Raw genomic sequence first — 18,552 nt, forward strand, 5'->3', positions numbered from 1 at the left:
CGACCATGGCTCAGGACGACAGCGCCGAGAAAAGCCACGAGCCATCACAGCGCAAGCTGGCGGAGGCCCGCCGCAAGGGCGAGATCCCTCGCGCGCCCGATCTGCTCACCGGCGCGGGCTATCTTGGGCTGATGCTGGTGGCGCTGGTCATGGGGCCAGCGACCCTGAGCGATCTTGGCCAGCTGATGAGCGCGCCCATCGATCGGCCCGAGCGTCTGGCTCCGGCGTTCTTTGACGGGGCCGCGCGGGCCGCGACGGGCGGACTCATGGCCGCGGTGATAAGCGCGTCGCTGCCGTGGGTGCTGGTGCCGGGCGTGGCGGTGCTGATGGTGCTGTTCGCCACAAGGGGCCTTGTCTTCACCCCTTCGAAACTGGGCTTCAAGGCGGCCCAACTCTCTCCGCTGGAAAATGCGCGCAACAAATACGGGCGGCGCGGGCTGTTCGAGTTCTTCAAAAGTTTCGCAAAACTTTGCCTCTATTGGGCGGTGCTGGGGGTGTTCCTGTCCTCGCGACTGGAGCAGATCGCTGCGAGCGCCTCGCTCGCCGCGGGCGAAGCGGCGCTGCTTCTGCTGCGGGTCATGCGCGATCTTCTCGGGCTCGCGGTGCTCGTGGCGCTCGCGCTCGGCATACTCGACCACCTGTGGCAGCGCAGCGATCATCTGCGCCGCAACCGGATGTCTCAGAAAGAGCTTCGCGACGAACAGAAAGAGGCCGAGGGCGACCCGATGTTCAAACAGCAGCGCAGGGCGCGCGCGCAGGAGATCGCGCTCAGCCGGATGATCGCAGAGCTGCCCAAGGCGGATGTGGTGATCACCAATCCGACCCATGTGGCGGTGGCGCTGCGCTGGGATCGCACGCCGGGCTCGGCGCCGGTTTGCATTGCCAAGGGACAGGATGCGATGGCGCAGCGCATACGTGAGATTGCCGCCGAACATGCTGTCCCGATCCATTCCGATCCGCCGACCGCGCGGGCGCTCTACGCCACGACAGAGATCGGCGCGCAGGTCGTGCCGGACCTTTACCGTCCCGTCGCCGCCGCCATCCGCTTTTCCGAGGAAATGCGCGCCCGCGCGCGTCAGGGGTGGAGGCGCGGATCATGAGCGGGCCGGACGACGAGCTGCTGCGGATCGCGGCTCTACTTCGCGACCGGGCGCTCGCGCGCTATCGCGGCGACCTCGATGCCGAGGCTGCATTGCGCGACGAACGCGCGCAGATCGATGCGCTGTGCGATGTGGCGCGTCAGGGGGATTTGCAGCCCGGCGCGCGGCAGGCGATTGGTCAGAGCGAGCTTTGGCAGGGCTGGCTGGCGCGGCGCCGGACCGAGGTGCAGGTTGCGATGGCACAGGCGCGGGCCCGTCAGGGCTATAGCGGTGCTGCGGCGCGCGCGGAGTTTGCGCGCGATGAGGCGGCGCGGGCGCTGGCCGAGCACGATCGCAACGCGCGTCGCGCCCGCCGGATCTTTGCCGAGGAGCAGGCGCTGGAGGAGCTGGTGCGACTGCGCCTCTGGCAAGGCCTTTGATCTCCGCTTTCGGTCAGTTGTCCTGTCGGGCGATATCGGTGATCAGCACGTCGCGCAGCTGCGATCCAAGCAGATTGCGCCCGGTTTCGAAGAGCACGCGGCGCAGGGTGTCCATGCGCGCGGTCTGCGTGAAATTGCCGTCGAAGCCGCCGATATTGGCATGGTCAAACAGGGTGCGCAGAAAGGCGTCGCGCAGTTTCGGCTCTTGCTCGAAAATCATTGCGGCGCTGCCCGTCGGCACCTCGAGGGAGATCGACAGAACCACTAGGGCAGCGACCCGCGAGTCCTCGACCACCGGAACGACGAACTGATTGTTCAGCTTTGCGTATTCCGTCTCGCTGCCTTCCTCGCCATGGCCTGGGTCTGTGCCATGGCTGTCTCCTTGGCTGTCTTTGTGGCCATCATCATGCGCGCCGGCCCCTCCGGTCGCGCTGGTGTCATGCCCCGCATCTTCCGCCGCGCCATGGCTGTCGCTGGCCTGTTCCGATGGCCCGCCCGACGTCGGAGCAAGGAAGATGCCGGCACCGATCCCCGCGGCAGTGCCGATCAGCGCGAGCAGGATTGGCAGCAGTTTCTTCATAGAGAGCCCCTCAGAATGGCAGGATGATGTCGAGCACCTGCTGGCCGTAGCGGGGCTGTTGCATGTCGCTGATCTGGCCGCGGCCACCATAGGCAATGCGCGCCGAGGCGATCTTGTCGTAGGTGATCTCATTCTGGCGGGTGATGTCTTCGGGCCGGACGAAGCCCGAGACCTGAAGGTCGCGCAGTTCAAAATTCACCCGCACCTCCTGCGAGCCGGTGATTTCCAGAACGCCATTGGGCAGCACACGGGTGATCGTCGCGGCGACGCGCAGGGTGAGTTTTTCCTGCCGCCGCACCGAGCCATCGCCGCTGGCATTGCTCGAACTGCCGATATCAACCGCATTCCCCAAAGACGCGCCATCGGGCAATTTCGGGTCATGGCGCTGCGGGATGCCGAAAAGCTGGGGCACCCCGAGGCTTTCCGATGCCGAGCGCGAGCGATCGGTGGCGTTTGAAATTTCGGCCTGTTCGTCGATCTCGATCACCACGGTGAGGATATCACCCGCCTGCATGGCCCGCCTGTCGCCGAGCAAGGAACTGCGACCGCCATCCCAGAGCGAGGCATGATCGGAGACCCGCAGCGGCAGGCTTTGATCGGGGACGGAAGAATAGGCCATGGCGGCATGTTCCTCTCCCTGATCTTTGGGCGTGAAACTTGGCGCTTTGCCGAGGTGATCAATCCTGTCGCAGGCGGCGCAGACGGTCACAAGAGTCAGGATCATGGCGCGAATAACATGGGGCATGGATCACTCCGGAGACACGTCGATCTTGCCGCCGGGACCGACGGTGCCGACAAGCATGTTGCGAGAGGAGATATTCATCACCCGGATGCGGTCGCCGACCCGGCCCCGCGCCATGGCGCGGCCCTCGGCGCTGATCCGCAGCCCGCCGTGCGTGTAGATCAATTCCACAAGCTGATTGCGCTCGATCAGCGCGGGCTCGGCCAGTTGCGCCCGCATCAGGGGCTGGCCGGCGTAGATCGCGGTGCGGCTTTCTCGCCCGATGGCGTCCTCGAGCGCGGTGACGGCGCCGTCGATCGATTTGGGATCAAGCCGCAGCGCGTCCGCGCCGATGATCTCTTGCGCGCGGATCGGCCGGGCGGCGAGGACGCTTTCGGCGCGCGCGAGACCAATGCCGCAGGGCACGGCGAGCGTGAGTGACAGGATGAGGTGCAACGCGCGCCGCATGATCAGCGCACCTGAACCGTGGCGCCAAGCATCTGATCGGCGGCGGTGATGACCTTGGAATTCAGCTCATAGCCGCGCTGTGCCTCGATCAACTCGGTGATCTCATAGATCGGATCGACGCTGCTTTCCTCCAGATAGCCCTGCCGCAGCATGCCCAGACCGTCGAGCGCAGGCGTGCCCTGCAGCGGTGGCCCCGAGGCTTCTGTCTCGGCAAAGAGATTGCTGCCGATCGCTTCGAGCCCGCGTGGATTGGTGAAGCCGACGAGGGTGAACTGCCCAAGGAGCTGCGCATCGACCTGATTGTCGAAATAGGCGTAGACCTCACCCTCTTGGTTGATCGAGATGCTTTTTGCGTCGTCGGGAATGGTGATCTCGGGCGCGACCGGCAGCCCATCGGAAGTGACGATCAGCCCTTCGGCGCTGCGTTTCAGCGCGCCGTCGCGGGTGTAGCCGGGAATGCCCGTGGGCAGCGTCACCTCCAGATAGCCCTTGCCCTCGATCGCCACATCCAGATCGCCGCCGGTGGCCGAGGAAGATCCCTGCGCGAGATTGACCGAGACAGCCGCTGGCCGCACACCGAGGCCAAGCTGCACGCCGGTCGGCAGCATGGTGCCATCGGAGGCGCTGATGGTGCCGGCGCGATGCAATTGCTGGTAGTGCAGATCGGCAAACTCAGCCCGGCGGGCGTTGTAGCCGGTGGTGCTCATGTTCGACAGATTGTGCGAGATCACCTCGACCCGCATCTGCTGGGCACTCATGCCGGTGGCGGCGATTTTCAGGGCGCGCATGGGCGGTTCTCCATCAACTGAACAGGGTCTTAATGGCGGCGAGCTGGCGTTGATCCTCGCGGTCGAGGAAGCTCTGGCCGAGCTCATAGGCGCGCTGCACCTCGATCATCCGGGCAAACTGCAGGATGGGATCGACGTTCGAGGACTCCAGCGCGCCCTGTGTGATCTTTGGTGTCTCGACCTGCTGGCTGCCCTGCGGGGCGCGGAACATGGTTGCGCCATCGCGTTCGAGATCGCCGGTGTCTGCGGGCACGACGACGCCGATCTGTCCGATTGGCTGCCCGCCGCTGCTGATCGTGCCGTCCTGCGCAATGGCCAGATCCGCGCCGGGCGGCACAAAGACCGGGCCGCCGCCCGCGCTCATCACCGGGTGACCGTCGTGGGTGACGAGATCGCCCTGCGCGTTCGTGGTGAAAGCGCCATTGCGGGTCAGCCGTTCGCCCGCCGGGGTCTGGACGAGGAAAAAGCCCTCTCCCTCGATCGCGAGGTCGAGCGCCGCGCCGGTCCGTGTGATCGTGCCCTGCGCGAAAGAGCTGTTGCGCACATGCGCGGCGCTCATCGAGACCGAGCCGCCAAGATCGGTCTGCCGGATATACTCGGAAAAGATCAGCCCCTGCTGGCGGTAGCCGGTGGTGCCGGCGTTGGCGACATTGTTGGCGATCAACTGCATTTCGCGCATCAAGCCGCGCTGGCGGGAGAGGATGGTGTAGCCGGTGGTTTCCATGTCAGCCCCCGGTGACGAGCGGGATGATCCGCGCCTGAAAGAACGAGACCAGGGTCTGCGTCATGAAACTCATCGAGACCCAGAATGTGAGAATGATGGCGAGCAGTTTGGGCACAAAGGTCAGCGTCATCTCCTGTATCGAGGTGAGCGCCTGAAACAGGCCGACGCCAACACCCGCCACGAGCGCGGCGCTGAGGATCGGCAGGGAGGTGACCGTGGCGACCCAGAGGCCCTGACGCAGCGTGTCGAAAAAGAGCGTTTCGGTCAGCATGGCTCAGACCGGCATCCGCAGCAGTTCCTGATAGGCTTCGACCACCTTGTTGCGCAGGGTCACCACGGTTTCGACCGCCAATTCAGATTGCGCCAGCGCCTGTACCAGCGCGTGTGGGTCTGCGTCGCCAGTCATCGCCGATTGGGCATTGGCCTCTGCGGCACGCAGCGTTTCGGTGAAATCCTCCGCCGCTGCGGCAAGATGCGCGCCAGCGCCGGCCCCGTCTGGCTCGGGATTGGTAGCGGGGCGGGACGCCGCGTATTGTTGTGCGGCAAAAAGCGATCGGACATCCATTCTGAATTCCTTTCACGGCTGGTTTGCGACCGGGGCCTAGGCGCGTCCCTGTCGAAGGGTTTCTTGCGATGCTGCGCCCGCGCTATCGGCGCAGAAGATCAAGCAGGCTGGCGGACATCTGGCGGGTTTGTTCGAACATCCGCAGGTTGGCTTCGTAGCTGCGCTGCGCTTCGCGCGCGTCGGCAACCTCGATCAGCAGATCCACGTTGGAGCCTTGATAATGCCCGGTGGCATCTGCGAGCGGGTGTGCGGGGTCATAGATCTGCGCCCGTTCGCTTTGATCTAATGTGACTTTCCCGGGGCTGACCAAGGTCAGGTCGGACTGCGCCGCATCTCTTGCTTCGAAGGGCACTGATTTGCGGCGATAGCCGGGCGTGTCGACATTGGCGATGTTCTCGGCCAGCGTGCGCAGCCGCAGCGATTGTGCCTTGAGGCCGCTCGACGTGGCAGAAAGAGCGTCTGCAAATGCGCTCATCTCTTGATCCTTTCTGCGTCTTGGCTTTGAGGGGCGCGGTGCCCAATCCATTGGACCAGTCCTGAGCGGGCCAAGCTTCAGGTTCCGAGGCTTGCGCGCAGCAGCGTGAGGTTGGAGCGGTAGATTGCCAGCGCCCTGTCATGCGCGCGCTGGGCATCGACAGCGGTGAGCATCTCGGTTTCCAGAGAGACGGTGTTGCCGTTCGGATCCTCGGTGCCCCGCCTTTGGGACAGAGCAATCTCTTCACCCGCGCCGAACAGGTCGGCTTCCGCAGTGTCTTGGTGGCCGAAATTGACACCGGAAAGATGCGTGCTCCGCGTGGCGCGCATCGCGGTCGGCGCATGGCCGAGGCTTTCGACAAAATCCGGAGGATCGACGCCGCGATAGCCGGGCGTGTCGGCATTTGCGATGTTCTGCGCGCTTGCGGCCTGCCGCGCGCCCGCGTGGCGGGCCATGGCGATGGCGGTGCGAAACACATCCAGGTTCTGGAACATCGGGGCTTCTCCCTCGATTGGCTTCAATCAAGGCTTAACGGTGATTCCTTTAGAAATGGTTTGGAGTGGACGAAGGGATTGCCCGATGGACGAGAGCCGGATCGCCGCCCTGCGGGCGCGCATTACCCAGTTGGAGCCGGTGCGCGCCGTGGGTCGGGTCCGGTCTGTCGAAGGCACGGTGATCTGGATTCGCGGCTTGGCGCATCTCGCGCGGATCGGTGACCGGCTGCGGCTCTACCGGGCGGGTGGGTTTCTGGAGGGAGAGGTCTTGCGCATTCGCGAAGACCTGGTCGCGATGCTGCCTGACGAGGGCGCGGAAGGTGTGTCGCAGGGGGATCGCGTCGCGGTTCTGGGCAGCCCGGGGCTGGCGCCGTCGGATGGCTGGATCGGTCGGGTGATCGACCCCTATGGCCAGCCGTTGGACGGGGTGCCGATCAGCCCCGGATCACGGCAAAGGCCGGTGCGTGGCAGCCCGCCGCCCGCCGCGGCGCGGCGCGGTATGGGGCCGCGTATGGCGACAGGTCTCGCGGTGTTCGACACGCTTCTACCGATCGTGCGCGGGCAGCGCATCGGCTTGTTCGCAGGCTCTGGCGTGGGCAAATCCCGGCTGCTTGCTACGCTTGCCCGTGGCATGGCGGCAGATGTGGTGGTGCTTGCGCTGGTCGGGGAGCGCGGCCGCGAACTGCATGATTTCGTTTACGATGTGCTAGGTGCCGAGGGGATGCGGCGTGCGGTGGTTGTTGCGGCGACCTCTGATCGCTCTCCGTTGGAGCGCCGCCGCTGCGCCATGGCGGCGATGACGGTGGCCGAGCATTTCCGTGATCAGGGGCGACAGGTGCTGTTCCTTGCCGACTCGATCACCCGATTTGCCGAGGCGCATCGCGAGGTGGCGATCGCCGCCGGAGAGCTGCCCGCCCTGCGCGGCTTCCCTCCCTCGACAGCGCATCAGATCATGCGGCTCGCGGAACGCGCGGGGCCGGGCGTCGGGGAGGCAGGCGATATCACAGCGGTCTTTTCGGTGTTGGTCGCGGGCTCGGATATGGAAGAGCCGATCGCCGATATTTTGCGCGGCGCGCTGGATGGGCATGTGGTGCTGAGCCGTGAGATCGCCGAGCGCGGGCGCTATCCTGCGATTGATCTTCTTCGGTCGGTGTCGCGGAGCCTGCCGGAAGCGGCGAGCGATGCGGAAAATGCGTTGATCCTGACGGTCCGCCAGTTGCTGGGCGCCTACTCAAGGTCCGAAGCGATGATCCGCGCCGGGCTCTATCGCGAGGGTGAGGATCCGTTGCTCGACCGTGCAATTCGGGCTTGGTCCGGGCTGGATGGCTTCATGGCCGAGGCGTCGCCGAATGGTCCAGAGGCGGCATTTGCCCGGCTCGAGGTGCTTCTTCGCCGTGCCGAAGCTGGCGGCACCGGGCGAGCGGGGCAGGCGAGGAATGCGGCGGTTCCCACGCCGGTGCGTCCGACCGCGCGCAAGCAGGAGCAGGGAGGAGCGGGGTAGAAGAGAAGGCCTATGCGCCCGTAGAGCATGCTTTCGGGCTGGTCCAACTCCTCAGAGTTCGTCCCAGCGTGGAATGTTCTGCAGCATGGTGAGCGCGATCTGTCCGCGACCGGCGACATTTATTTCTTTCACCTGCTCCTGAAGCAGGTAGGTTTGCACGACCCTTTCGAGCATTTCTTCAGACGACAGTTCCCCCACATCGCTGGTTCCAAAGCGGGCCGATGCCTTATCCTTGAAAATTTCAAGTTGCTGATCGATGTCCAACTGACCTAGCGCGCTGGGTAGGCCGAGCGCCCCTTCGAAAACAGTTCGCAGAGGCTGGTCGCCCATGATGCGAAACCACTTCGTATCATTGGCAAGCTCGGTGGCCCCGATTTCAGGAAGGCTGCGCTTGAGGGATAGCGCGAGACGAAGCGAGTTATCCTGTTCGCCGACCGCGACCTCGAATTGTTGCGCGCGGTATTTCGTGACGATGGTGTCGGCAAACCCTTCGCTCTGTGTCAGCGGGCCGTCCGCACGATCAAAGCCGAAGCTGCGGGCGAGGGACTTGTAACGCTCATCGGCCAGTTTGTTTGCAAGTGAGTCCGACGCAATGGTGCCTTCTTCCAGAAGTTTCCGGACGAAGAATTTGCTGTCGATGTCATCTTGAAGCCCAAACGCACCGAGGGCGACGCGCAGAAGCCTTCGGTCGGAGACAAGCTCTTCGGCGGTGGTGATGCTGCCGATGGTCTGTTCGAAATACTCAGTGTCGCGGGTGAGGCTGGGTGTTTTGTCAAAGCTGGCGCGCTGAAGCTCAGCGGTGCTCTGCAAGAATTGCCAGGCCACGAGGCCGCTCCCCGTGATGATCGGTTGGAAGCTCATGCGCGGCCCGCGGCGAGAAGCCGGTCCTCTCTTGGAATGAGGGCGCGCAGGGACTTCAGGCATTGATAGAACTGCTCGTCGAGGAGTGCCTCGGTGGCGCGGGTGAGCAGCGCGCGGCTGTCCGGGTCGGTGAGAATACGGCTCAGTTCTTCGATATTGCGCAGAAGCTGGTTGCGAGCGTCGTCCGGAGCCGCATCGCCGGTCAGCAGGAGTTGCGCCGCATAGCAGAGGCGACGGACGGGCGTGCAGGCTTCTTCGGGATGAATCGCATCCTTGAGGCGTAGGATATTTGCGCCTGGTGTCATGATCGACAGTTTGCTGCGCCGGTCGCCGTTTTCAATGACAGCGCCGTTGATCAGCAGCCGTTCATGCGGCCCGAGTTTGAGGACAAGCCCGCTCATTGAACCTGAGCCCCATTGCTCGGATGCGCAGTCTGTCTTTGTGGTGGGTGAACGGCTTTCGTTTGCGGGCGGGACGGTTGCGGATTGAGGCCAGCGAGCACAGCGCGATTGACCTCAATAAGCGGTGCGAGCCGCGCCTTCCGTGCCAAAACCTTGCCAGTGTGCTGCTGCACAAATTCAGAGAGATAAAAGATCCGCGCGCGTAGGTCCTGAGGCAGTTTGTTGTCGCCGTCGGCCACATCAATGGCCAGCGCCGTCCAGAGCTGGCGATTGTCATGCAGCGCGGCGACAAGAATGGGATAGCTTGTGGGGCCCGCTTCTGCAGCGGCTTTGATGCGGTGGGTGACGCGGGCGATGAGGTCGTATTCGATGGCGCGCTCTGTGCGCGTGCTTGAATTCGAAAGCGCATAGGCACGCCGTGCCATGAGGTGTGCATTCATGACGAGGCCCTTCTTTGTGGGTGCTGTTCTGTCCATCCTCGCGGAAAGCCGGGGCCGGTTGGGCCGGCCCCGGGTGGGTCACGTCAGCGGAAGAGCGACAGCAGCGATTGCGGTGCCTGGTTGGCGATCGACAAGGCCTGAACGCCCAGCTGTTGTTGCACCTGCAAGGCCTGCAGCCGCGCGGATGCTTCCTCCATGTCCGCGTCGACCAGCGTGCCGATGCCGGATTTCAGCGCGTCGGTCAGGCCCGAGATGAACTCGGTCTGGGTTTCGATACGGCCCTGCGTCGAACCGAAGGCGGCTGCGGAATCGATTGCGGTCTGGATCAGACCCTCGATCTGGTCGAGCGCGGAATCGACGCCCGATTGCGTGGTCACATCGAGGTTGCTGAGCTGTTCGAGCTTGCCGCCGATGGTGTTGCCTTCGGATGCGTCCACGCTGGACATGGTCACCGCGATCGTGTCGGTGGCATCGGTTAGAGTGGAGGTGAAGGTCAGCGTGTCGCCCGAGACGGTGGCATCCACCACGTCGGTATCCAGCTCATTTTCGGCCATAAAGCTTTTGAACGAGGCATGCAGACCCTTAGCCACATCGGCCGCGGTGTCACCTTCGCGCGCGACATAGACGATGGACAGGCCAGATACTTCGGCGGCGGTCGGGCCAGCAGCCGTGGTCTCGCGGTAGTCAGTCTGCGTGAACTTCGAATTGTCCGCATCCGTGCCGAAGACCGTCAGCGTATAGGCGGTGCCGGCGGTGAAGCCGCTGTTGGTCGTGCCGATATCGATGGTGTCACTCTGCGCGGCGGCCAAAGTAACGCTGTCTACTGAGGCCGTGAGCGCGGTGGCGGCCACGGTACCGGCGATCTCTGCAGCGCCTGTGCCAAGGTCCTGCTTCGATACGTTGATGTCCGATGCCGCGACGCCGGTGCCCGAGCGGTCGAGCGAGGCCAGCACGTTGATGCTGCCGGAGCCGACGGTTTCCTCAATGTTCGACAGCAGGTTGAGACCGTTGAACTGGGCGGCGCTCACCACTGCGCCAATCTGGCCGCGCAGCGCATCGATATCCGCCTGAATCTTGGCGCGGTCGACGTTTTCTTCCTGAGCGGCGACGATCTTGCCTTTCACGTCGGTCAGCAACTCGGTGACCGTTTCCGCCGCCTGCCGGGCGACCGCCACGGTGGATTGACCAAGGTTAAGGCTGTCGGAAATGCCCTTGAAGCCTTTCACATCGGCTTCCATAACCTTGGAAATAGCCCAAACCGCGGCGTTATCCTTGGCGTTGGCGACGCTTTTGCCTGTGGAAATCTCTCCCTGGGTCGTGGCCAGGTTCATATTTATAGACTTGAGGGTCTGCAGCGCGACCATCGCGCCATTGTTCGTCAGGATGCTAGACATAGGTTTTCGTCCTTGGATTCGACGCTTTGCGCCATTTTGCCATCGGCCGCCGCAGCCATGCCGCCGCGGCCCCTTCGGACGTCGTTCTGACGAAGCAGCCGGAGAGCCTGTCCCCCTGCGCCATCCACATGGGATGCTGTGACACGCTAGTCCTGCGGTCCTTAACAGGCTGCTGAAAAACTCCGGTCTCGACGCGCATCGTAGAACATGATTCATCGCCAGCACGGTATGACGGAGGTGGCGATGCGCGGATCGGACGAGGTGACGGGATCGCTGTTCAGCTATGTCGATCTTGAGGAGCGCATTCCGGCACGACACCCGCTGCGCAAGATCCGGGCCGTCGTCAACGATGCGCTGCGCTCCCTGGATGCCGACTTTGATCGGCTCTACGCCGGTGAGGGCCGTCCCTCGATCGCACCGGAACGGCTGATCCGGGCCAGCCTGCTGCAGATCCTCTACTCGATCCGGTCCGAGCGGCAGCTCATGGAACAGATGGACTATAATCTGCTGTTCCGCTGGTTCGTGGGCCTCGGGATCGATGATACCATCTGGGTCCCGACCGTGTTCACGAAGAACCGTGACCGGCTGCTGACCACGGATATGTCGCGCAAGATCATGGCCGCCATTCTGGCCCATCGCGAGGTGGCACCGCTGCTGTCCGATGACCACTTCTCGGTGGACGGCACATTGGTGAAAGCTTGGGCTTCGATGAAGAGCTTCCAGCCGAAGGAAAGGGCTGCGTCCGGCGGGGACGAGGGTCCAGGCGATCCGCCAGATGGCCATGTATCGCCACCATCCTCCTCTGACCACTCCACGACCGAGCCTGAACCAATGCCCCGCCCCACACGCCGCAGCCGCAACGCCGAAGTCGACTTCCGTGGTGAACGACGCTCGAACGCAACCCACGCGTCGATGACTGATCCCGAGACCCGGCTGTTCAAGAAGTCGCCCGGCACAGGCGCGGTATTATGCTTTATGGGACATAGCCTGATGGAAAACCGCTCCGGGCTGATCGTGCAGGCAGATCTGACGCAAGCTGACGGTCACGCCGAACGCCGTGCGGCAATCGACATGCTCCACCGTCATTCGTCTGGATCAACGCGGCGCCTGACCTTGGCTGCGGATCGCGGCTACGACAGCGCCGACTTCGTCGCCGAGTTGCGCCAGATGGTGGTGACGCCTCATGTCGCGCAGAAGTCGCGGCATTCCGCCATCGACGGTCGGACCACCCGACACCCGGGTTATGCCAAATCCCAGCGGCGCAGAAAGAAGATCGAAGAGCCTTTCGGCTGGGCCAAGACCGTCGGAGGCATGGCACAGACCATGTATCGCGGCATCGAGCGCGTGCGTGCCCGCTTCACGCTGACGATGGCGGCCTGCAACTTGGCAAGGCTGCCGAAACTGCTTGCTGCCTGACAAGCGAAAACGCCGTCGGGCCTACCTGTCCAAGACCCGGCCCACCCCCTGCATCCGCGTAGAGGGAAACCGTTCCTCCCAGCGGAGTTTTTCAGCGGCCTGTTAAGGCATCGCTAAACGCCGTGAGGATTCCGGCTCTTTTGCGTGTTTGTAGCTTTAGAACTTGCGATAAATCGTTTGCTCATCGCGGGAACAGATCCGGGTCTTCTGCCCAGACGGGCCATAGATCTCCATATTGCTGAGCAATGCCGCGGGGCGACCGATGCGCGTTTTCACTTCGGCAAGTCCCTGAAGCGCCGCCTCCAGCAGGCGATGATTGCGCTTCAGAAGTGGCGCCAGATTTGGGTTCTCACGCAATGCTTCGGGATTTCGGGCCAGACGCGAAATCAACGCCTCTTTGCGGCGCGCAATCTGATCGAGATCGTCGAGGCGCCCCTTAAGAATCGCCTCTCGTTCGGCGTCCAGAAGGCCGAGCAGCGCCTCTAACCCCGCTGCGGTTCCCCTGCGCCGCGCCAGCTGCGAAGTGGATTGGGTCATTCGCGTATCACATTTGGCGGCAAAATCTGTAGCTTATCGGCGATCTGCGCCGCAAATTCCTCGCGAAGATAAGATGAAAATTGGGCCTCGCCAGCGCCACCTCCAAGGTTCCCGCGAGGCGAAAATGCGCCGGAAAATTGAAGCATCTGGGATACATAGAGGCGGTTTAGAAGTGCGTTGGCGCTGCTTGCGCCAGCCATAGGAATGTCGGTCAAATTTTTCTCCTTTGATCGAACGCCATGTCGCAGCAGATGTTTAAAATGGTTTTGGTAAATCAATTGTTAGGTTGCCTGCGATATTTTCACCCTGAATGTTGGAGTGTTCATGTATGAAGATACTTCCAGGGCTTTCGAAATTTCATTCGCACTCCCAACTCTCAGGCCTTAATTTGCCTGCTGCAAATACGATGAGTGAAGTGGAGAGTAGGTTTGGCAATCGTTCAGTTGGAAAATGGTTCTTTGACGTGCTCACGGAAATTGAGCGTGGCGATACATTTTTCGAGACCACTTCTGAGATGGGTTTGAGAGAAGTCTTGGGAATACAAAGCATTGAAGTGAATCAGTCTAGTGATGATACAATGAGTGAGGATGATATTAATATCTCTGAATTTAGAAGTTTCAGAGATGGTGAGGGTGTTACGAAAGGTATTTTTGCAAGAGGTGTCTCCGGATGTGGAAATAAAGAAGAAATTATATTTAGATTTTCGATGGCGAATAATAGTGACTTCGATCTCGCGGATATTTATTTATCGGATTTCAAGTCACCATTTGACTTACTCATTCAAGAAAGCGGGCTAGGGCTGTCGATGAGCCTGCCCATCGATAATTGGGAGGGCGCGGGCGACCTTCCGGTATTATTCCGCGGGAGAAAATTGGACTCGAAACTTCACCGAGCGGCGGTGGAAGCAAACGTCCTGCTCAAATTTGACGAGTCGGGCGACCCGCGATCAGCTGAAGGGCAACCCCGAAATAGGGATCTTACAGAGAGCGAGACTCAAATTTCGAAAGAAGAGACCCCAGAAATTCTTCTTCCTGATTCCAACGAGTGGCGAGACCCTTCTTGCGACAGCAAAGCTGTGCCTGAAGGTGTGTTTATCAGTGAAACCTACGATGAACAGGAGATTGAACCCCCTCCAGCGAGACGAGACTTCGGTGCCATGGAAGGTTTGCAGGACGCAGCAGAGGATGGCTTCTCAGTGCGACCGATGTCTGAAGCTGAAAAAGTGACGAGTCTCCTGCGTGAAGACGGTCAGGCGAAGGAGAACGGCCGTAGGAGCGTGAGGTCGGCAGATGTTCGTTTCCCAAAAGGGCGAGCGGTTTATCCATGGGCGTTGAGGTCGGACGTGGGGGGGGACGTAGGTCTTAGCGTCGGCGACGGTAGCGGTGAGGGTGCGGAAGCGACAAGGTCGCTCGCGTCGGAGCCGGACAATGGTTCGACTGCGTCATCGGCAAGAGATTTTTGGGAGAAGGGCATAGCGCTCCCCGCGAAAAGTGATGCGAGCGATGTTGGTGGTAAAACGGCACAACCGCTTGGCACGGAAAAAAATTACACACTGCGGCCCGGCGGTTGGACCGAACCTACGGTCAAGGGGCACGAAGCGCGCCCTATATTGGCAAGCGGCGATGTTGCGCCGCCACAGGCGAAAAGAGACGTCTGGACTGGCCCGAACTCCGATGCCGGATTCCCCATGATTACCGATAGGGGCGTTGGTGATCAGCGCTCTGCGATCGACGGGGAAGTCATTCTCCCCGCTGCGTCCGCAGCGACCTCGGTTGTTGCAACGTCTATCGGACCCATTCGCCAACCTTTGGAGAGGGGGCTAGTGGTGCCGCGGACCAGCACAGAGGTTCAACAACCAAGCGGCAGACCGGGTGGTACGCATGGCGAGAGCCACGCAGTGGTATTGCCGCATTCGGTCGATGGCGAGACCGGGGATCTACGGTTGCGGCGAACTGCCATCACTGATCGGCTCGCCCTTCGCCAAGCGCCAGTTGGGAATGAAGAGCAAAATGACAGCGCGGGTCGGATTGAGATTGGCACCGAGGGAACTCACCGAGGAGTTTCGGAGCCATTGCCAAGCAGACCCAGCCCACAGGCGGAGAAGACAGATCAATTTCGATTTCCGCAAAATCTAGTGCCGGCATCTGGACCGGAACAAAAGAGCGTCCGTCCGCATGCGCAGGGCAATTCGCAAGACTTGAGTTGGGCGACCATGGATCGGGAGAATCTCAGCTCGGCGGACACCTTGTCGAATCTGCAGCGAAGTGATGGAACGCTCGCGACCTCCTACAAACCCCTCCCGTTCGCACCTGCCGACGGACAGCACCAGAGTGCCGATGCAAGTGATGACGACACGGCTCTATGGCGCGCTACGGCGCGACGACGCCTTGGCCCGGAACCGAACCGAAGAAGCGAGCTCGAAGGAGGCCGTGTGCGCAGTGCACAAACCGAAGCCATCTATGTGTCGAAACCGGCGCCCTCGAAGCCTCAAAAGGATCAACTGGGTGCGCGGGGACAGACCCGAGTGTCAATTGCGGGAAACGCTGAAGATGACGAGAAGCTGGTTAAAGCTCTGTCATTTAAAGAAAATTCGCGAGGTCCGGAAGCTCTTCCGACACAGGCACATCATGTGCCCGCGCAACCGAGCCCCGTTTTGCGGCCAACACCTCACAAAGAGGCGGAAAAGCCGGAGGGTGCGATCCGCGTGCGCTCGGCAGCGGCGATCCCGCCCAACTCAGATCGGCAGGCTCAGGCAAGGGTGATGCCGTCGGAGCCTCTTGCAGGTGAGTTATTTGCCAGTTCCACCGTTGAAGGCGCCGTGGAGCGTTCGGAAGTTTCGGGGGGGATTGCATCAGCGCCGGTTCAGGCCGAGCCGCGGGAGATGGTCTTCAAAGAGGGGCTTCCTGCGCCGAAAACCCAACCGCAGATTCGCCAGCTTGCTGAGGCGATCATCGGCGCGGAGGATGGGCAGGTCGAACTGCAACTCGAGCCGGAAGAGCTTGGCAGGGTCAACTTCAACGTGAAGCATTCCGACCAAGGGGTCACCTTGCATATCACCGCTGATCGGCCCGAGACGCTGGAGCTTCTGCGGCGTCACGCGGAGCAACTCGCGCGGTACCTTCAGGAGCATGGCTATCAGAGCAGCAGCTTTTCTTTCGCAGGGGGGCGTTCGGGTCGGCAGTCAGCGCCCCAAAAGTTGCGCGATGCGGGGCCGCGCCTTGCGTCGGTAGAGGCGAATCCGTCGGTCACCTTGGCCGGGGGATCGCAACGGCGCGCATCGGATGGGTTGGATCTCAGGCTTTGAGCCATTGGGGAGCGGGAAAGGAGTAGAGATGGACATCACAGCGGCGGACCTCTCGCAGATCAGCGGTGGCGCGGCGGGCGTTGAGGCGACCGAAGCGGCGACACTCAGCGGCGATTTTGAGACCTTCCTCAAGATGCTGACCACTCAGGCGCAGAACCAAGACCCATTCAATCCGGTGGACGCCACCGAATATGCTTCGCAATTGGCCAGCTTTTCCACTGTGGAACAACAGGTTCTGACAAACGAACTTCTGTCCAACCTCACGCAGATCGCGACCGGCAGCGGTCTCGAGCGTCTGGCTGGCTGGATCGGGATGGAGGCGCAAACGGTCGGCGCGGCCTATTTCGACGGAGCATCTGTCGAATTGTTCACAAACGTGCCGGAAGATGCGCAAAGCGGCGTACTGGTCATCCGCGGTGTCGATGGTACGCTCCATAACCGAATTGCGCTGGAGGCGGGAACCGACACGTATCTCTGGGACGGGACCGATCTTACCGGCGACACGGTTTTGGAGGGGGTCTATGAGGTCGAACTGGAGGTGTACCGCGAGGATACCCTTGATGAAACGCGCGAGGTTGGCGCGTATATTCGGGTCGATGAGGTGGCCCGGCAGGATGATGTGAACATTCTGACGCTGCGCGGTGGTGTGATGCGCGAGGTTGCAGAGGTGACAGCCTTGCGGCGCGCAGTGGAGTGAGCCTGCGCGGTACCGGCCTTTCGGGCGGCTACGGACTGGGTCCGTCAGCAGTCCAAGCGGTAGAGGTCCAAGCGTTAGAGCATGTGCGCCGCGCGGCGTCTCCGGCTACCGAGGAACAGTGGCCGGAGACAAGATCAGAGAATGGACATCAGGATCAACGTGCCGCCGGCACCGGTCAGCAGCCCGGCGATCCCCCATCCGAGGCGCCGGGTCCATTTCAATTCAAGCTCGTCGGCAAGCCCCTGAGTCTGGCGGACCAGCGCATCTTCCACCAGGCCGGGCAGACGGGGACCGAAACGGGCCATGACGCGCGCGGTCTTGGCAAAATCGCGCAGCGCGGCGCGCGGGCCGATCGAGGTCTTGATGTATTGCTCGACAACCGGGCGGGCGACGCTCCAGATGTTCATATGCGGGTTCAGCGAGCGGGCGACGCCCTCGACCACCACCATGGTGCGCTGCAGCAGGATCAGCTCGGTGCGGGTTTCCATGCCAAAACGCTCGGTGACCTCGAAGAGGTAGTTGAGCAGTCGGCCCATGGAAATGCGCGTCGAATCCATGCCGAAGATCGGCTCGCCCACCGCGCGCAGGGCGCGGGCAAACTCATCGACGTCGCGGTCGGCGGGCACATAGCCCGCCTCGAAATGCACTTCGGCCACGCGGCGGTAATCGCGGCGAATGAATCCATAAAGGATCTCGGCGTAAACCCGGCGGGTGTATTCGTCGATATGCCCCATGATGCCGAAATCATAGGCGATGATGTCGCCATTGGGCGCCACCTTCAGGTTGCCCTGATGCATATCGGCGTGGAAAAACCCGTCTCGCAGCGCGTGATTGAGGAACAGCTGCAGCACGCGCTCACTCAGCGCGACGCGGTCATGACCGGCGGCGTCGATCGCGGCATTGTCGCCAAGCGGCACGCCCTCGGCCCAGCTCATGGTCATCACCCGGCGGCCCGACAGGCCCCAGATCACCTCGGGCAGCTGAAAGCCTTCGTCATCCACGGTGTTTGCGGCAAACTCGCTGGCAGAGGCGCTTTCAAGCCGCAGATCCAGCTCGCCGTTCACCACGCCCTCGAAATGGGCGATTACATCGCGCGGACGCAGTCGGCGCGAGGCGGGAGAGAGGATGTTGATGGCATCGGCGGCCAACCAGAAAGCGTCGATATCCTTGCGGAAGGCGCGTTCGATTCCCGGACGCAGCACTTTGACCGCAACGGTTTCGCCGGTCTCGGCGAGGCGGGCCTTATGCACCTGCGCGATGGAGGCGGCTGCGACGGGCGGACTGAACTCCGAGAAAACCTCGGAGACCGAGACGCCAAGCTCGGCTTCAATCTGGGTTTTCGCGGCCTCGGTGGGGAAGGGCGGCAGCTTGTCCTGCAGCACCCGAAGCTGGTTGGCCAAATCCTCGCCCACCACGTCGGGGCGGGTCGACAGCACCTGACCGAATTTGATGTAGGCGGGTCCCAATGCCGAAAGCGCGCGGGTCACCGGCGGCATCGCGGGGTCGCCCTCGTAGCCGAGCCATTTGAACGGCTTGGCGATGATTCTCGACGCGGCGCGCAGCATCGGCGGCGCGTCCAATGCGTCGAGCACCACGCTCATGGCGCCGGTCCGCTCGAAGGTGGCGCCGGTGCGCACCAGCCGCCAGATGTTGTGGGGACCTTTCAT

22 protein-coding genes are annotated in these 18,552 nt (G+C 62.3%); 6 read left to right on the forward strand and 16 right to left on the reverse strand.

Annotated features, from left to right (window positions below; genetic code table 11):
* The first annotated feature begins 5 nt into the window (after positions 1 to 5).
* Together ACXAD2_RS11180 and ACXAD2_RS11185 are read left to right on the forward strand one after the other, a co-directional pair.
* Positions 6 to 1,100: an EscU/YscU/HrcU family type III secretion system export apparatus switch protein gene (locus tag ACXAD2_RS11180; RefSeq protein ID WP_475169876.1), complete on the forward strand. Its 1,095-nt coding sequence runs from the start codon at positions 6 to 8 to the stop codon at positions 1,098 to 1,100.
* Positions 1,097 to 1,519: a hypothetical protein gene (locus ACXAD2_RS11185; RefSeq protein ID WP_475169878.1), complete on the forward strand. Its 423-nt coding sequence runs from the start codon at positions 1,097 to 1,099 to the stop codon at positions 1,517 to 1,519. The genes ACXAD2_RS11180 and ACXAD2_RS11185 overlap by 4 nt, the downstream gene beginning before the upstream one ends.
* A 13-nt stretch (positions 1,520 to 1,532) precedes the next feature.
* On the opposite strand, the gene ACXAD2_RS11190 is transcribed toward ACXAD2_RS11185, so the two are convergent.
* The 9 genes from ACXAD2_RS11190 to ACXAD2_RS11230 all read right to left on the reverse strand — a co-directional run bounded on the left by ACXAD2_RS11190 (position 1,533) and on the right by ACXAD2_RS11230 (position 6,334).
* Positions 1,533 to 2,099: a flagellar basal body-associated FliL family protein gene (locus ACXAD2_RS11190; RefSeq protein ID WP_475169880.1), complete on the reverse strand. Its 567-nt coding sequence runs from the start codon at positions 2,097 to 2,099 to the stop codon at positions 1,533 to 1,535.
* A 10-nt stretch (positions 2,100 to 2,109) separates the two neighbouring features.
* On the reverse strand, positions 2,110 to 2,844 hold the full coding sequence (gene flgH, locus ACXAD2_RS11195) for a flagellar basal body L-ring protein FlgH (protein ID WP_475169882.1): 735 nt from the start codon (positions 2,842 to 2,844) through the stop codon (positions 2,110 to 2,112).
* A gap of 3 nt (positions 2,845 to 2,847) precedes the next feature.
* Positions 2,848 to 3,288 (reverse strand): flagellar basal body P-ring formation chaperone FlgA, encoded by a 441-nt coding sequence (flgA, locus tag ACXAD2_RS11200; RefSeq protein WP_475169884.1) that lies wholly within the window; start codon positions 3,286 to 3,288, stop codon positions 2,848 to 2,850.
* A gap of 2 nt (positions 3,289 to 3,290) precedes the next feature.
* A complete protein-coding gene (gene flgG / locus ACXAD2_RS11205; RefSeq protein ID WP_475169886.1) occupies positions 3,291 to 4,076 on the reverse strand; it encodes a flagellar basal-body rod protein FlgG in 786 nt (261 codons plus the stop codon).
* A gap of 13 nt (positions 4,077 to 4,089) precedes the next feature.
* Positions 4,090 to 4,800 (reverse strand): flagellar hook-basal body complex protein, encoded by a 711-nt coding sequence (locus ACXAD2_RS11210; RefSeq protein WP_475169888.1) that lies wholly within the window; start codon positions 4,798 to 4,800, stop codon positions 4,090 to 4,092.
* Between the two features lies 1 nt (position 4,801).
* Positions 4,802 to 5,071, reverse strand: a complete 270-nt coding sequence (locus ACXAD2_RS11215) for a flagellar biosynthetic protein FliQ (protein ID WP_224902254.1) — start codon at positions 5,069 to 5,071, stop codon at positions 4,802 to 4,804.
* Between the two features lie 3 nt (positions 5,072 to 5,074).
* A complete protein-coding gene (gene fliE, locus ACXAD2_RS11220; protein ID WP_475169892.1) occupies positions 5,075 to 5,365 on the reverse strand; it encodes a flagellar hook-basal body complex protein FliE in 291 nt (96 codons plus the stop codon).
* A gap of 82 nt (positions 5,366 to 5,447) precedes the next feature.
* Positions 5,448 to 5,840 carry a flagellar basal body rod protein FlgC gene (flgC, locus tag ACXAD2_RS11225; protein WP_475169894.1) on the reverse strand — a complete coding sequence of 131 codons (393 nt, stop codon included), beginning with the start codon at positions 5,838 to 5,840 and terminating at the stop codon, positions 5,448 to 5,450.
* A gap of 77 nt (positions 5,841 to 5,917) precedes the next feature.
* Positions 5,918 to 6,334: a FlgB family protein gene (locus ACXAD2_RS11230; RefSeq protein ID WP_475169896.1), complete on the reverse strand. Its 417-nt coding sequence runs from the start codon at positions 6,332 to 6,334 to the stop codon at positions 5,918 to 5,920.
* 85 nt (positions 6,335 to 6,419) lie between these two features.
* Here ACXAD2_RS11230 and ACXAD2_RS11235 point away from each other — a divergent pair, with 85 nt between their 5' ends.
* Positions 6,420 to 7,835: a FliI/YscN family ATPase gene (locus ACXAD2_RS11235; RefSeq protein WP_475169898.1), complete on the forward strand. Its 1,416-nt coding sequence runs from the start codon at positions 6,420 to 6,422 to the stop codon at positions 7,833 to 7,835.
* 51 nt (positions 7,836 to 7,886) lie between these two features.
* On the opposite strand, the gene ACXAD2_RS11240 is transcribed toward ACXAD2_RS11235, so the two are convergent.
* The 4 genes from ACXAD2_RS11240 to ACXAD2_RS11255 form a co-directional block, all read right to left on the reverse strand.
* Positions 7,887 to 8,696 (reverse strand): DUF1217 domain-containing protein, encoded by an 810-nt coding sequence (locus ACXAD2_RS11240; protein WP_475169900.1) that lies wholly within the window; start codon positions 8,694 to 8,696, stop codon positions 7,887 to 7,889.
* A complete protein-coding gene (flbT, locus tag ACXAD2_RS11245) occupies positions 8,693 to 9,097 on the reverse strand; it encodes a flagellar biosynthesis repressor FlbT (RefSeq protein WP_475169903.1) in 405 nt (134 codons plus the stop codon). The genes ACXAD2_RS11240 and flbT overlap by 4 nt, the downstream gene beginning before the upstream one ends.
* Complete coding sequence (gene flaF, locus ACXAD2_RS11250) at positions 9,094 to 9,537, reverse strand: flagellar biosynthesis regulator FlaF (RefSeq protein ID WP_475169904.1); 444 nt, start codon at positions 9,535 to 9,537, stop codon at positions 9,094 to 9,096. Before flaF ends, flbT begins: the two co-directional genes overlap by 4 nt.
* 83 nt (positions 9,538 to 9,620) lie before the next feature.
* Positions 9,621 to 10,931 carry a flagellin N-terminal helical domain-containing protein gene (locus ACXAD2_RS11255; RefSeq protein ID WP_475169906.1) on the reverse strand — a complete coding sequence of 437 codons (1,311 nt, stop codon included), beginning with the start codon at positions 10,929 to 10,931 and terminating at the stop codon, positions 9,621 to 9,623.
* 243 nt (positions 10,932 to 11,174) lie between these two features.
* Here ACXAD2_RS11255 and ACXAD2_RS11260 point away from each other — a divergent pair, with 243 nt between their 5' ends.
* On the forward strand, positions 11,175 to 12,347 hold the full coding sequence (locus tag ACXAD2_RS11260) for an IS5 family transposase (protein ID WP_475166089.1): 1,173 nt from the start codon (positions 11,175 to 11,177) through the stop codon (positions 12,345 to 12,347).
* 156 nt (positions 12,348 to 12,503) lie between these two features.
* Here the strand turns inward: ACXAD2_RS11260 and ACXAD2_RS11265 are convergent, their stop codons facing one another.
* Both ACXAD2_RS11265 and ACXAD2_RS11270 read right to left on the reverse strand, forming a co-directional pair.
* Positions 12,504 to 12,884, reverse strand: a complete 381-nt coding sequence (locus tag ACXAD2_RS11265) for a hypothetical protein (protein ID WP_475169908.1) — start codon at positions 12,882 to 12,884, stop codon at positions 12,504 to 12,506.
* Positions 12,881 to 13,099, reverse strand: coding sequence for a hypothetical protein (locus tag ACXAD2_RS11270; RefSeq protein ID WP_475169912.1), 219 nt, complete (start codon positions 13,097 to 13,099; stop codon positions 12,881 to 12,883). The genes ACXAD2_RS11265 and ACXAD2_RS11270 overlap by 4 nt, the downstream gene beginning before the upstream one ends.
* A 113-nt stretch (positions 13,100 to 13,212) precedes the next feature.
* Between ACXAD2_RS11270 and ACXAD2_RS11275 the strand changes: the two genes are divergently transcribed.
* Both ACXAD2_RS11275 and ACXAD2_RS11280 read left to right on the forward strand, forming a co-directional pair.
* Positions 13,213 to 16,188: a flagellar hook-length control protein FliK gene (locus ACXAD2_RS11275; protein WP_475169914.1), complete on the forward strand. Its 2,976-nt coding sequence runs from the start codon at positions 13,213 to 13,215 to the stop codon at positions 16,186 to 16,188.
* Between the two features lie 28 nt (positions 16,189 to 16,216).
* Positions 16,217 to 16,885, forward strand: a complete 669-nt coding sequence (locus ACXAD2_RS11280) for a flagellar hook capping FlgD N-terminal domain-containing protein (RefSeq protein WP_475169916.1) — start codon at positions 16,217 to 16,219, stop codon at positions 16,883 to 16,885.
* Positions 16,886 to 17,019: 134 nt separating this feature from the next.
* On the opposite strand, the gene ubiB is transcribed toward ACXAD2_RS11280, so the two are convergent.
* Entirely contained in the window at positions 17,020 to 18,552 is a 1,533-nt protein-coding gene (gene ubiB, locus ACXAD2_RS11285) for a 2-polyprenylphenol 6-hydroxylase (RefSeq protein WP_475169918.1), read from the reverse strand.

This window comes from Salipiger sp. ABN3_019, from assembly GCF_056158605.1.